8 protein-coding genes and 4 pseudogenes are annotated in these 13733 nt (G+C 50.4%); 5 read left to right on the top strand and 7 right to left on the bottom strand.

Annotated elements, in window-relative coordinates:
- Positions 1–72 precede the first annotated feature (72 nt).
- A pseudogene (mobC, locus tag ACSZO4_RS06805) lies at positions 73–609 on the top strand (MobC family replication-relaxation protein); the annotation flags it as partial.
- Positions 602–1651 (top strand): DNA-methyltransferase, encoded by a 1050-nt coding sequence (locus ACSZO4_RS06800; RefSeq protein ID WP_437888102.1) that lies wholly within the window; start codon positions 602–604, stop codon positions 1649–1651. The pseudogene mobC and the gene ACSZO4_RS06800, both read left to right, overlap by 8 nt.
- A gap of 624 nt (positions 1652–2275) precedes the next feature.
- On the opposite strand, the gene ACSZO4_RS06795 is transcribed toward ACSZO4_RS06800, so the two are convergent.
- The 5 genes from ACSZO4_RS06795 to ACSZO4_RS06775 all read right to left on the bottom strand — a co-directional run bounded on the left by ACSZO4_RS06795 (position 2276) and on the right by ACSZO4_RS06775 (position 9665).
- Positions 2276–3697, bottom strand: coding sequence for an efflux transporter outer membrane subunit (locus tag ACSZO4_RS06795; RefSeq protein WP_437888100.1), 1422 nt, complete (start codon positions 3695–3697; stop codon positions 2276–2278).
- 119 nt (positions 3698–3816) lie between these two features.
- On the bottom strand, positions 3817–4692 hold the full coding sequence (locus ACSZO4_RS06790) for a helix-turn-helix domain-containing protein (RefSeq protein WP_437888098.1): 876 nt from the start codon (positions 4690–4692) through the stop codon (positions 3817–3819).
- Positions 4682–5212 (bottom strand): TetR/AcrR family transcriptional regulator, encoded by a 531-nt coding sequence (locus tag ACSZO4_RS06785; protein ID WP_437888097.1) that lies wholly within the window; start codon positions 5210–5212, stop codon positions 4682–4684. Before ACSZO4_RS06785 ends, ACSZO4_RS06790 begins: the two co-directional genes overlap by 11 nt.
- A 187-nt stretch (positions 5213–5399) precedes the next feature.
- Positions 5400–8534: an efflux RND transporter permease subunit gene (locus tag ACSZO4_RS06780; RefSeq protein ID WP_437888095.1), complete on the bottom strand. Its 3135-nt coding sequence runs from the start codon at positions 8532–8534 to the stop codon at positions 5400–5402.
- A gap of 9 nt (positions 8535–8543) precedes the next feature.
- Positions 8544–9665, bottom strand: coding sequence for an efflux RND transporter periplasmic adaptor subunit (locus ACSZO4_RS06775; protein ID WP_437888094.1), 1122 nt, complete (start codon positions 9663–9665; stop codon positions 8544–8546).
- Between the two features lie 87 nt (positions 9666–9752).
- On the opposite strand from ACSZO4_RS06775, the gene ACSZO4_RS06770 reads away from it, so the two are divergent.
- Positions 9753–10379: a TetR/AcrR family transcriptional regulator gene (locus ACSZO4_RS06770; protein WP_437888092.1), complete on the top strand. Its 627-nt coding sequence runs from the start codon at positions 9753–9755 to the stop codon at positions 10377–10379.
- Between the two features lie 292 nt (positions 10380–10671).
- Here the strand turns inward: ACSZO4_RS06770 and ACSZO4_RS06765 are convergent, their stop codons facing one another.
- Together ACSZO4_RS06765 and ACSZO4_RS06760 are read right to left on the bottom strand one after the other, a co-directional pair.
- On the bottom strand, positions 10672–11745 hold the full coding sequence (locus ACSZO4_RS06765; RefSeq protein ID WP_437888091.1) for an IS110 family transposase: 1074 nt from the start codon (positions 11743–11745) through the stop codon (positions 10672–10674).
- A 282-nt stretch (positions 11746–12027) separates the two neighbouring features.
- A pseudogene (locus ACSZO4_RS06760) lies at positions 12028–12573 on the bottom strand (IS66 family transposase); the annotation flags it as partial.
- A gap of 71 nt (positions 12574–12644) precedes the next feature.
- Here ACSZO4_RS06760 and ACSZO4_RS06755 point away from each other — a divergent pair.
- Both ACSZO4_RS06755 and ACSZO4_RS06750 read left to right on the top strand, forming a co-directional pair.
- Positions 12645–13075: pseudogene (locus tag ACSZO4_RS06755) on the top strand (transposase); the annotation flags it as partial.
- A 3-nt stretch (positions 13076–13078) separates the two neighbouring features.
- Positions 13079–13333: pseudogene (locus ACSZO4_RS06750) on the top strand (integrase); the annotation flags it as partial.
- Positions 13334–13733: the final 400 nt, after the last annotated feature.

The raw sequence follows: 13733 nt of genomic DNA, 5'->3' as shown, positions 1-13733 counted from the left end.
TGCGGGCATCGTGAAAAATCTATGGCAAAGAAAGCCTTATGTTCTCATAACTGACGATTAAATCGCACCTTCCCTAATGACAGGGTTTTCCCCGCCTATTTTGAGCCGGGTAAACTCAAAAACTCGACGCTGGAACATCGACTGTTAAACCAGCGGGTAAGGATCGCCCTTGAGGAAAAAGGTGGCACAGGCTGGCTTAACGGCGACCGGGGAGAATTTATGTCGCGATACCCTGGCGTCCGGCACCGACCGGACGGCATTATTACCTTAAGCAGCGGTGCCATCATTGCAGTGGAAACAGAGCGAACGATGAAAACCCGCGCCCGTTACATCAGCATCATTAACAGTCATCTGGCCGCCAGCGACGCCGGACGCTGGCACTATGCAATGTATGTTATGCCGGATGATAAAACTACGGAGTCGTTGGTCAGGCTGTTTGGCAGCATCAGGACGGTGATGAGAAACAGCGTTCCTGTTCCATTTGATGTGAAGAACCGAGAAATGTTTATCTTCCGCACCCTCGATGAACTGGAAAATAGTGTCAAGGATAAACAAGGGCCCCCCTCCACATCTGTCGGTGATGATGAAGGGAGGGAACGCCATGCATGATATTCTGACTCATGGCGACTGCCTTGACGTACTGCGCAATATGCCGGGCAACTCTGTGGACAGCATCGTGACCGACCCGCCTTATGGTATTAAATTCATGGGTAAGACATGGGACTATGATGTTCCCTCACAAGCCATCTGGGAAGAATGTCTGCGCGTACTCGAGCCCGGTGGTCATCTATTGTCCTTCTCGGGATCCCGAACTCAACACCGGATGGCAGCGCGTATTGAGGATGCGGGCTTTGAAATACGTGACATGATTGTATTTCTCTACGAGACCAGCAATGCTGCGCAGGTCCTCATTGAAAGTTTGTCGCCGGAACAGCTCAAATTGCTGGATGCGGCATTTGGACGTGACGGAATGCTGGGCTGGGTATATGGCTCGGGTTTTCCGAAATCTCACCACGCGTTGAAACCGGCTATGGAGCCCATTACCCTTGCCCGTAAGCCATTCAGGGGATCCATGGCATCGAATGTTCGCGTTTATGGTACCGGCGCTCTGAACACCAGCGAATGCAGGATCCCACTGGCAGAGGGGGAATCACCCTATGATTATCCAAATGGACCGGGAGGTTCCGATCCTAACCACATGTGGCGAGGCAGAAATAAAGGTGATGGGGGTACCGCCAGGCAAGGAAACCCCGATGGCCGATGGCCTGCCAATCTTATCCATGATGGCAGTGACGAAGTGCTTGCCTGGTTCCGGGATAACCCTCAGCAGGTAGAAATTAGCAGCGCCAGTCGGTTCTTTTATTGTGCGAAAGCCAGCAGAAAGGACCGTGGTGAGGGTAACAATCATCCATGTGTAAAGCCCACAGAGCTGATGCGGTACCTTTGCCGCCTGATTACTCCACCGGGCGGCACTGTCCTTGATCCCTTTATGGGAAGTGGAAGCACCGGCAAAGCCGCAGCGATGGAAGATTTCTGTTTCATCGGTATTGAGCGCGAAGCGGATTATGTGAACATTGCTCGCAGGCGTATCGCGGCAGCACGTAGTACCACGGTTCGTTCTGGTAATGCAGAAAGGCACATTGATAAATGAAGTATCAGCCCTACAGGGTTTTAAATAGTGGCAAGGATACTCGGATGTTCTTTACCTATATTTTCGCATACCCACCACTGCAAAGAATTGAAGTCAGGTTAAATGACTCAAAAGTGTATTATCTCAGATTTGAACTTACACTTTTATGACTCAAGGCCATAACTTAATCTGAAAGGCAACTTTATGCTAAATGCAGACATTATTGTCAACCAAATCATCCGAAAGAGTAACTGATAAGGCACTGGTAGTATCTGCATTTTTATCAGTACCTTACTAAGATTTACTTTTCAATCTAATAATTAACCAGCCACTACTGTCTGCTCATTTAATTTTGGATTATTAATATCCATTGTTGCATCAATACGTATTTTCCTAACATAAATGATACCGGGTAAGGAACGTGTTTGGAGACGTCCTGCCGATTCTTTAGAACGGGTCGGCCAAGCGTTAGCATGCAAGGTCATGGTCAGGATTTCGGGTCAGGGTCACCGCCGCATCTGTAATTTGGTTTTTCTGGACAGTTAAGGTGGACTTCTTTTCACAGTTAGCGTTCATCGGTACTTCTCCTGCATGTTTCATATACCGGCAGGCAATGCACATTGTTTTCTGCCTGCCAGACCACAATTATGCTTTCCACCCGCCACCGAGCACTTTATAGAGAGTGACGTGCTGAGTAAGAGCCCCGACTCGCGCTGAGATTTCAGACTTTTTTGCGTCAAAGAGTGTGCGCTGAGCTACAAGAACATTGAGATAGTTATCAACGCCCTCACGGTACCGCTGCAGGGCAAGGTTGTAGTAACGCGTATTAGCCACTGTATCCTGAACACGTGCAGTCAGCTCATGACGGTAGGTATTCTGCCCGGCCATGGCATCTGATACTTCTTTAAATGCCGTCTGGACCGCTTTCTCATAATTTGCGATTTCCACGCGTTTGGATATTTCAGCCACATCAAGATTTGCGCTGTTTTTTCCGCCGTCGAAAATGGGGAGGCTGATGCTGGGCACAAAAGACCATGCGGCTGTTCCGCCCTCAAGCAGATGTCCGAGGCTCTCTGAGGCTGACCCGCCTGAGGCTGTCAGGCTTATGCTTGGAAAAAAGGCGGCTCTTGCTGCACCGATGCGGGCATTTGCAGCCCTGAGCGTATGTTCGGCAGCAATAATATCAGGTCTTCCCGTTAAAACTTCTGAAGGTATGCCGGATGGCAGTGACTGAAAACGCCAGTCATGCTTAAGCGTCGCATTGCCTGCAAGATCTTCCGGCAGCTCTGTCCCGACCAGTAACCTCAGCGCATTGATGTCCTGCTTAACCAGCCTCTCATACTGAGCGAGCTCTGCCTCAGCACTTCTGACCGACGTCTCAACCTGTACAAGATCCTGCTCGCTGCTGACTTTCATTTCATAACGCTGTCTCGCAAGCTCGTATGTTTCTTTCTGGCTTTTTAGCGTATCAGCAGCCAGTTTCAGCAGATCATTGTCGGCGCAAAGAGTCAGATAACTGCTCACAACGTCAGATACCAGGCTGATTTGCGTTGCCCGGGATGAAGCTTCCGTAGACAGATATTTTTCCAGTGCCTCGTCCCTCAGATTTCTGAGCCTGCCAAAGAAGTCGATTTCCCACGATGAAACGCCCAGGTTCGCCTCATACTGCTGGTAAGTAACCGGGCCGGTTGACCGTGTAGAATAGAGGTTTCCCGGAAGGTGTGCAGATGTCTGGCTTCCGTTCGTGCTGATGGCTGGCATCAGGGCCGAACGCTCAACCCTGAAACTTGCCCTGGCCGTCTCGACATTAAGTACTGAAACCTTCAAATCGCGATTGTTTTCCAGCGCCAGGCCGATAAGCTGCCGGAGTTGCTCATCGGCAAAAAAATTCTGCCATCCAGTCTCTGAAGCCAGAATGGCTCCCTGAACCTCTTTCCGATGGCCATCATTCTCTAAGCGGTCACTGACCGGTAACTCAGGACGTTCATAATGTGGCTGAAGATTACATCCTGTAAGAACGGTAACGAGTAATGCTGGTATGAATGAAAAACGTATAACTTTTATCATTTAAACATCCTCAGTCGCGCAGATTAAAACTTTAAGCACGATATCTTTTCCTGAAATAAGGTATATTTTCTAAAACTTCTGACGAGACGAAAATAATGATGAAGCAGAAACCCAAAGTTTCACTCCCGAAAATAGGTGAACGGAACATAATAACTGCAATTCAAAAATCCCGACTCAAGGTACCTTTTGTTCTTTTCTGTAAAACTGAATAATTCCAGGTCACAGCCTTTTTTTCTTACAACGCCGAGTTTCGGCAGGTGCACGCGGTTAACGTCCAGAATAAAATCCTGAAAACCGACAGATCTTCCGTTGTAGTGAAATTTCAGATAGTTTGCCGCTGGGATAGTAATTTCCGTCGTCTCTTTACAGCTAAAAATATCTTTTCCCTTTTCCGTCGCAGTTATATAACAAATATCGACTATTCCGGGCGTATCCGGACTTGAGTGAAAGGTTGTCATTCCCCAGACCTGCTCAGGAAGGAAGTGAGTGTCACATAAATATCGTCGAAAAAAACGGTGCCTGACGTCCATGTTAAAAAGTTCAAATTTTTCCAGAACACAGGAAAATTTGTTCACCGTACCAGAAAGTACGCGACACGGTAGAGACACCACTTCCGGTTTCCCTACCGGGTATGAAGTCTTACAGGCAGGCGGAAAAAGTTGTGAACAGTCCCAATCGCTTACTCTGCGGTAACGTCCTGGCGGTTGACCGAAGAGTTCTCTGAATGATCGGGTGAATGTCTGCTGTGATGAAAACCCATATTTAATCGCAACATCAATTACACCTGACCGGGTAAGCCGGAGTTCTGCCGCAGCGCAGGATAACTGGCGCCGGCGTATATATTCGCCCAGTGTCATTCCGGTCGAATTCAGATAAGCACGCTGCAGATGCCATTTTGAATACCCTGATCTTGACGCAACCTTATCGATGGTGAGCTTAGTACTGAGCTGCGTTTCAATCCACGCAACGAGTTCTGATATCACGTCATGATTCATTACTCATCTCCTTTTTTTCAAGAACCATATCAAACACAAGGTTCAGTGCATCCGTACCTTTGCGAAACAGCAGGGTATCTCCCGGCATCAGTGTCCCGGTCCTGAGCGCACCGATAAAAACATAGAAAATCAGCGGTGTCAGTGTTTCAGCCTCGGTATCAGATTTTACTTCTCCGCAGGCCTTTCCTCTGAGAACAGCAACGTGGATCAGGGCCAGTAGTTTGTCAGCACTGTTTTCACCCAACAGTTCCCGGGGACATTCACTGCCAAAAACGGCCAGTTCGATAGCATTTCTGAGATGCCTGTTCTTCTGAACTTCCTTCAGCCCTCTGAGCATGCAATGGCGCAGGCCGGAGAAGGGCATCGTGCTGCGGCTGACTGTCTCCGCTTCAGAAAAAAATACAAAAGGTGCCCGCTCTATAACTTCCCTGAGCAGATCGTGTTTTTCAGTGAAATGCCAGTAAATGGCTCCCCGGGTGCATCCGGCTCTCTCGGCGATCACCTGTAAGGTTGTACGCATGATCCCTTTTTCCCGGAAACACTCCTCCGCTGCATCGAGTATCTGCCGCCGGGTTTGCTCCGCTTCCAGCCTGGTTCTGCGCATATATGTTCCCCCATCGATAACCTGGCGCCGCTAAGTAAGGCGCTTTAGCAACCAGAGGCATTGCAGTGGCCCACCGGCATTTAGAGCGGTGGGCCACTGTATATCAGTGCCCCGAGTCTTCGCCGGCAGTAATAGAATCTGCTTTTTGTTTTTTACTGAAAAAACCTGCGACAAGAACGTAGAAGAGCGGGATATAGAATATCGCCAGTACCGTTGCCGTCAGCATGCCGCCAACGACACCTGTCCCAATGGCATGCTTACTTCCTGAGCTGGCACCGAATGCTATTGCAAGAGGAATAACTCCCACGATAAATGCCAGCGACGTCATGATAATAGGGCGCAGACGCACTCGTGCCGCTTCAAGAGCTGCTTTACCAAGGGGCATGCCGTTTTTTTCGTGTAGCTCTCTGGCGAACTCAACTATCAGTATGGCGTTCTTGGCCGACAGTCCGATGGTTGTCAGTAAACCGACCTGGAAAAATACGTCATTACCCAGCCCCCTCAGAAGCGTCGCACCCACAGCACCAATTACGCCCAGAGGAATGACCAGCATCACGGAGAAAGGAATGCTCCAGCTCTCATAAAGCCCTGCCAGACAGAGAAAAACAATGATCAGGGAAAGGGCGTACAGGGCAGGGGCCTGCGAGCCGGACAGACGTTCTTCAAAGGAGAGCCCTGTCCAGGCGACATTAACGCCAGAAGGCAGTCTGGCGGCGATATCTTCAACCGCCTTCATCGCATCGCCTGAGCTGTATCCCGGCGCAGGCTGACCAAGGATCTCAACCGCAGGAATGCCGTTATAACGTTCCAGTTTAGGGGAGCCGTAAATCCACTTTCCGGTTGCAAAGGAGGCAAATGACACCATTTCCCCGTCGCTGTTACGTACATACCATTTGTTAAAGTCCTCAGGAGAAATACGCGAGTCCGCCTCCCCCTGTATATAAACTTTCTTGACGCGGCCGCGATCATTGAAGTCATTCACATAAGTTGAGCCCCATGCCGCTGACAGGGTGTTGTTAACGTCACTCAGACTCAGTTTCAGTGCCTGAACTTTTTCATCATCAATCAGAATCTGGTACTGGGGCTCGTCGTTCATCCCGTTGGGACGCACCATCTGCAGCGCAGGATTTTGCGCCGCCATTCCCAGAAACATATTGCGGGCCTCCATAAGCTTTTCGTGCCCTCCCCCACTGTTATCCTGAAGGAAAAGGTTAAACCCGGTCGCGTTACCCAGTTCCATTACGGCTGGCGGGGCAAAAGAAATCACCGTCCCCTCTTTGATTGTGGAGAAATATCCCATCGACCGGCCGGCCAGTTCAAACACACTGCCCTTACGTTCACTCCAGGGCTTGAGTCCAACAAACACCATCGCGGACCCCTGGCCCCGGCCGGCAAAGTTGAAGCCGTTGATCAGCATGGTGGTTGAAACCATATCTTTTTCCTGTTCCAGAAAATAATCTGAAATTTTCCTCAGTATTTTCTGGGTCTGCTCTGCACTGCTGTTGGGCGGCATCTGAACCTGCACAAACAGATTTCCCTGATCCTCATCAGGCAGGAAGGACGTCGGTATCTGCGGGAACAAAGCAACCAGCAGCGCAATGATGGCCAGAAAGAAGAGCATGGCTCTTTTCCTGGCTCTGAGGGTGCGCTCAACACCCTTATGGTAGAGCGCCGTTCCATTCTCGAACTTGCGGTTGAACCAGCCAAAAAAACCTTTTCCTGTATGCCCATGTCCGGATGGTTTCAGAATGGTTGCGCACAGAGCAGGCGTGAAAATCAGTGCAACAATCACCGACAGCGCCATTGCAGAAACTATCGTGATGGAAAACTGACGGTAAATAACGCCGGTCGATCCGCCAAAGAAGGCCATTGGGAGGAAGACGGCTGACAGAACCAGTCCGATACCTACCAGCGCACCGGAGATTTGCTCCATAGATTTTCGGGTGGCTTCCAGCGGGGAAAGCTTCTCCTCCTCCATGAGCCTTTCCACGTTCTCAACAACAACAATGGCATCATCCACAAGAAGGCCAATCGCCAGCACCAGGCCAAACATGGTCAGGATGTTTATGGTAAAACCAAAAGCCGTCATCATGCCGAAAGTGCCCAGCAGAACAACCGGGATTGCCAGTGTGGGGATTAGGGTAGCCCGCAAGTTCTGCAGGAAAAGCAGCATGACGATAAAGACCAGAACGATTGCCTCAACAAGCGTATGGACAACGCCTTCAATCGAGGCACTGATAACCGGTGACGTGTCATAAGGATAGATAACCTCCACTCCCTCTGGCAGCCCTGGTTCCAGTTCCTTCAGTTTTGCCTTCACGGCATTAATGGTATCCAGTGCATTCGCACCCGTTGCAAGGCGTAAAGCGATAGCGGTACTGGGAAGATCTTTTCCGTATTTAGACTGTATGGAAAAACTCTCAGACCCCAGGCTGACTTCCGCAACATCTTTCAGTAAAACACGTGAACCATCCGGCTGGACTTTCAGCAGAATATTTTCGAACTGCTCGGGTTTAGTGAATCTTGTTTTTCCAATGACCGTCGCACTAAGCTCAAGATTATTTTTTGCTGGCAGCCCCCCCAGCTGGCCCGAGGATATCTGAACGTTTTGTGCCTGTATGGCCGAACTGATATCTGACGGTGTCAGTTTGTAGCCGTTGAGTTTTTCAGGATCCATCCAGATACGCATCGCATACTGAGACCCCATCATGGTGAAGTCCCCTACCCCGGACACGCGGGTCAAAGGATCCTGCAAATTTGAAACAAGGTAGTCCCCCAAGTCGAAACTGCTCATACGCCCGTCAGTGGAAACAAGGCCTGCAAGTATCAGGAAATTGATCTGATATTTCGCCACACGGATACCCTGCTGCTGTACCTCATCAGGGATCAACGGCGTCGCCAGAGATAACTTATTCTGCACCTGAACCTGTGCGATATCAGAATCAGTTCCCTGATTAAAGGTCACGGTTATCGTGAATGACCCGTCAGAGTTGCTCTCTGATTTGAGGTAGCGTAAGTTATCCAGCCCGTTAAGCTGTTGTTCAATTACCTGAACGACGGTGTCCTGAACGGTGTCTGCTGAGGCGCCCGGGTAAGAACCTGATACGGCTACCGCTGGTGCGGCAATATTTGGATACTGGTTGACAGGCAAAGTGATAATAGATAATGCCCCGGCGAGCATTATCACGATGGCGACAACCCATGCAAGAACCGGCCGGTCAATAAAAAAGCGTGACATCAGAGCTCCTTAGTGAGGCTGAGAATTTTTCTGGTTCTGCATTTCCGGGGATGCTATCCGGACTTCATTACCAGGGCGGGCATTCTGCGTACCGTCAACGATGACGCGGTCGCCACTCTCCAGCCCTTCGCTGATTAACCACTGATTAGCCACCACGCGCTCAGTTATGACTAGTTTGCGAATGACTTTGTTGTCCTCCCCGACTATTAGGGCTGAAGCCTGTCCGGTCGGGTCTCGCGTAATGCCCCGCTGTGGAACAAGTAATGCATTTTCCCGTATTCCTTCCTGTAACTTCGCCCGGACGAACATACCTGGCAGCAATCTTCCCTCCGGGTTTGGAAATTCAGCCCGGATGATGACCGAGTCGGTACTCTCATCCACGGTAACTTCCGAAAGCCTGATACGCCCCGGGTACTGATATTCCCGGCCATTGTCCAGCATCAGCCTGACTTCTGCTTGCTGCTGCCCATCTCTTTTCAGATGGCCTGCCGCAAATTCATCCTGAAGTTTTAAGAGCGATGTGGATGACTGCGGGATATCAACGTAAATGGGATCAAGCTGCTGTATCGTTGCCAGCGCATCAGTCTGATTAGCTGTCAGCAAAGCCCCCTGGGTGACTGATGAACGGCCAATACGGCCTGAAATAGGTGCAGTAATACTTGTATAGCCAAGGTCTATCCGCGCCGAATCAACATCCGCCTTAGCCTGCAACCAGCTTGATCGGGCGTCATCCCTGTCCTGCTGGCTGATGGCACTGGTTTTAACCAGTCTTTCATATCGCTGTGCCAGCAGCCTGGCAGACTCAAAACTGGCTTCGGCTTTGGCCAGCGTGGCCCGGTAGGGTGCAGGATCTATCTGGTACAATATTTGTCCCGCCTGAACCATACTCCCCTCTTCAAAAAGACGTTTCTGAAGGATGCCACCCACCTGTGGCCTGACTTCTGCCACACGGTAGGAAGCGGTACGGCCTGGAAGTTCGCTGGTCAGCGGGACGTTTGTCGTGGCAAGTGTTACGATCCCGACTTCAGGAACTGAAGATCGTGGCGGAGCAGGTGGCCGGTCACAGCTGGCAAGCAATACCACGGTTAAAATTGCCAGCAGAGGCCTGGCGGGTCGAAAATGCACTGACATTATGAAAGCCCTTGGCAGATTGAATATTCATTCTAGTATATTCATACTAAAACATATCTTGCAATAGCATTGAGACAGGAAAAGAAGATGAGTGATTTGCCTGACCTGGAAACGGGCGTTAAAAGTAAGGAAAGAAGAAAGCAGGTGATTGATGCAGCAGCAAAATGTTTCCGTGAACTCGGTTTTCATGGATGCAGCATTGCCAAAATCTCCAAAGCCGCTGGCATGAGCCCCGGACATATCTACTATCACTTCGCCAATAAGGAAGCGATTGTTGAGGCTCTGGTATCTCACCAGGAAAGTTCGCTTTATGAGCTCATCAACGAGATAGCGCTCTCTCCACCAGATGAAAGAATTGCGGTCAGTTTAAAACGGCACACAGCGAGAATGGTGGATATCCATACGTCCCCGGAATTCAACGGATTGTGGCTTGAAATTGCGGCCGAAGCATCACGGAATCCAGGCGTTGCTGAGGTTCTTCAGCTTTCCCACGATGGGATCCACGCCAAATTAGAGGAAGAATTCCTTAAAAGGGCCCGGACGAATTCGGATGCGGATATGCATAGAATTCGTACAGGAATGGATGTCATTGCCTCGCTGTTCAGCGGGCTATCGCAGCATGCCGCAACAAGGGCACTCGGTAGTGAGTGGGACAAGCAGTTATTCATAAATATGGTTAATGAGATTATCGAGTGCTTATTTGGAGAATACTGAGTCCGGCTGTGCCGCATGGCAGTGCGTCACTACCGTGAATCTGTGACACAGAGGTCTGTCATGCACCTTCAGGAACATAACGTGGCTCACACGGCGTCATAGGGAACGGGTTGACTTAATGGCGGGACTGCACCCTCAGTATGTCCTCACGCTCTATTCCCCTTCCAACTGCTGGTGATGCAGCATCGGGCCATCACTGGCGGTCGTTTCACGCCGCCAGCCTGAACTGATAGGAATTTTCCTTTACACGAATGGATTTTTAGCCAGTATCTGTCTGAGTTGCAGATGTTGGTCACCAGAGGGTTGTGTTGTTGATCTGCCTGTTTTGATTTCGCAGTAATGTATAAATTTCGCGTGAGATATATCGCTTCAGGCAGCGTATTGCTTCCATTTTTGTATGCCCCTCTGATACTCGCCTGGAGATATATTCCTTCGTTTTAGCGTCAGTTCGTAAACGTCCGATGGCTATGATGTGAAGTGCACTATTCGCAGCTCGATCTCCGCCCCGGTTAAGTCGGTAACGGTTCGTTTTTCCAGAAGAGACAGGAACAGGGCTGACACCACACAGGACCGCAAAACCCGATTCTGATCTTAATCGTTGGGGGTTGTCTCCGGCAGTGATCAGCAACTGCGAAGAGCTTTCGTATCCAATAGAATTACGTTTAATCAGTTCAGGTGCCAGCTCATCGACAATTGCCGCAATCATGACGTCCAGATCAGCAATTTCGTCATGTAATTCGAGATAGCGCCGGGCAAGGGACTTTAATGCAATGTGATAAACGTTTGTAACATTGTGGTATTCACTGGCATCAGGCCTACCGGATTCCAGAGTCCTGATGAGCTGCATGCGCGTCATATTTCTGAGCTGTTCACGTAATTCATCCGGAGCAGAGATAATATTGGAATGGATAATTTGGAGAGCGACTCTGCGGGCTGATATCGCTGTTTTTCGGCAAGTTTTTAAGACTCGCAGAGATTCAATCATGCCATCGCGCGTTTTGGGAGTAACTGTCCTTATACCGGAGAATGCTGCATAAGCAGCACACTCAGCATCAATCGTGTCACTTTTTCCCCGTTTGCGTCGTTCCATCCGATCTGGCGCAGTCACCTCAAGAACTTCTAACCCCGCATTCTGGAAATAGCGAAGCAGTCCTGAGCCATAGGTGCCTGTGCACTCAACGCCAATTCTCTTTAACGCCCCAAATGAAGCCATCCATGCCAGCATCTGCCGGTAACCTTGTCGTGTTGCTGAAAAATACTGGGTCCCCAGAACTTTATTGTTCTGATCTACGATAGCGGCAACGTGTAAATCTTTATGTGTATCCACGCCACCCACAACGGTGGCTTCGGTAACGTTATCAGCCATGACAGAACTCCTGTGAGGAAACAGAGTTGAATCTCCAGACAGATAACCCGGACAGGATAGTAATGAGACAAGCCGTCAGGCCCTTCTTGAGTCACGCGCACCGGTGAGGAGATGCCTCGCATGAATGCGCTTCCGGCAACCGACGAGTCCAGGGCAGGACACAAAAGGTCGATCGCTGTGTGAGTCAGGATGCGGGAAGGCCTTCACTGCATAAGTATTCACACCAATCAGGTTAAACGGTAAGCGTCCAGCGAAGACCGTATTGACAGGATGACCCGGAGATTATTCCCCGGGCAGGGAGGCGCGCCATGGCAGTAACTCACCGACGCGGTTCACCGGCCAGTCGGCTATTACCGACAGCACGTAACGAAGATAACATTCAGGATCGATGCCGTTCAGCCGACAGCTCCCGATAAGTCCGTACAGCTGCGCACCACGATCGCCACCGTGATCTGAACCGAAGAACAGCCAGTTTTTCCGCCCCAGACTGACCGTCCGCAGCGCGTTTTCCGCGATGTTATTATCCGGCTCAGCCCAGCCGTCGCTGGCGTAGTATTTCAGCGCTTCCCACTGATTGAGTGCGTACGCGAACGCCTTCGCCAGCTCCGAGTGCCGCGAGAGAGTTTGCTGTTTTTCACGCAGCCATCCTTCCAGCGCGTTCAGTAACGGCAACGTTTTTTCCTGCCGGACAGCAAGCCGTTCCGCCGCGCTTTTACCCCGGATGGCCGACTCGATGACGTACAGTTCGCCGATACGATGCAGCGCTTCGCTTGTCGTCTCCGAGGGCGTTCGCACGTGCACGTCGTGGATTTTACGCCGCGCGTGCGCCGGTAATCCCCCCGAAAAACCGGTGTGTTCATAAGTAGAATTCTCTCGTAATCTGAACCGGGGAGATCTCTATGAAAAAATCACGTTTTACTGACAGCCAGATCATGTCCATTCTGAAGCAAGCCGAGGCCGGAACACCGGTGGCTGAACTGTGTCGTGAACATGGCATGAGCAACGCCAGTTTCTATAAGTGGCGTTCGCGTTTTGGCGGGATGGATGCTTCCATGATGACTCGTCTGAAAGAACTGGAAGACGAAAACCGTCGCCTCAAAAAAATGTATGCTGAGGAGCGCCTCAAAGCCGAACTCATTCAGGAGGCCATGGCAAAAAAGTGGTGAAGCCATCGCATCGAAAGCAGATGGCTCAGGATGCGGTCAGGAGCCGGAATGTCAGTATAAGTTTTGCCTGCCAGTTGTTTGTTGTCAGCGAAAGTTGCTATCGTTATCAGCCTCAACTGAATGAGGAAAATGAGGTCATTGCTGACTGGCTGCTCCGCATCACTGGTATCTGCGGTCACGGCTTCCGGACGATTGCATGCAGTGCCCTGATGGAGTCGAGGTTATGGTCGCAGGATGCAGTTGAGCGCCAGATGAGTCATCAGGAGCGCAACACCGTGCGTCTGGCTTACATTCATAAGGCTGAGCATCTGGAAGCCTGTAAGGCAATGATGCAGTGGTGGTCGGATTATCTGGATGCCTGCCGGGAAGCATATGTGCCGCCGTATATCCAGGGTCAGGAAGACAGCCACAAAGTGGCGTAATGCATCGGGCATAATAAGAACATGAATAATGCCGTATCAGCCTATGCTGGCACGGCATTATTCATTTATCGGCCACCTGCAGTCCAACAAAGCGAAGTTTGTTGCCCGCTTTGCGGATGAATTTCAGGCGCCCGACAGTTTTCATACCGCTTAAGTTCTAAATCGCCACCTGACGGCGGAAGGCCGTTCACTTAATGTATGCGTTCAGGTCAATACATCGCGCGCCCCCAGTAAGTACGGGATGGAACCTGAAAAACTTGATGCCTTAATTCGCAAACTCCGTCCCTTTGAGAACCTGCGAGTGGAACAGGTTAAGCACGCTATTGCCAGCGGGTTGCAGTTCGCTCGTTGATCTCGACGGAAACTCATTAGTAAGCGTCAGACACCTGATGCTGAATGG

This window comes from Phytobacter sp. V91 (assembly GCF_965644225.1).
Lineage (GTDB): Bacteria > Pseudomonadota > Gammaproteobacteria > Enterobacterales > Enterobacteriaceae > CBFFRJ01.
The sequence above is the reverse complement of the archived record's forward strand: the minus strand, read 5'-3'. Positions and strand labels throughout refer to the sequence as shown.

Coding starts and splice junctions, on each gene's coding strand:
- ACSZO4_RS06770 (WP_437888092.1), top strand. CDS start 9,753: ATGAGTGATTTGCCTGACCTGGAAACGGGCGTTAAAAGTAAGGAAAGA.
- ACSZO4_RS06790 (WP_437888098.1), bottom strand. CDS start 4,692: ATGAATCATGACGTGATATCAGAACTCGTTGCGTGGATTGAAACGCAG.
- ACSZO4_RS06780 (WP_437888095.1), bottom strand. CDS start 8,534: ATGTCACGCTTTTTTATTGACCGGCCGGTTCTTGCATGGGTTGTCGCC.
- ACSZO4_RS06795 (WP_437888100.1), bottom strand. CDS start 3,697: ATGATAAAAGTTATACGTTTTTCATTCATACCAGCATTACTCGTTACC.
- ACSZO4_RS06785 (WP_437888097.1), bottom strand. CDS start 5,212: ATGCGTACAACCTTACAGGTGATCGCCGAGAGAGCCGGATGCACCCGG.
- ACSZO4_RS06800 (WP_437888102.1), top strand. CDS start 602: ATGCATGATATTCTGACTCATGGCGACTGCCTTGACGTACTGCGCAAT.
- ACSZO4_RS06765 (WP_437888091.1), bottom strand. CDS start 11,745: ATGGCTGATAACGTTACCGAAGCCACCGTTGTGGGTGGCGTGGATACA.
- ACSZO4_RS06775 (WP_437888094.1), bottom strand. CDS start 9,665: ATGTCAGTGCATTTTCGACCCGCCAGGCCTCTGCTGGCAATTTTAACC.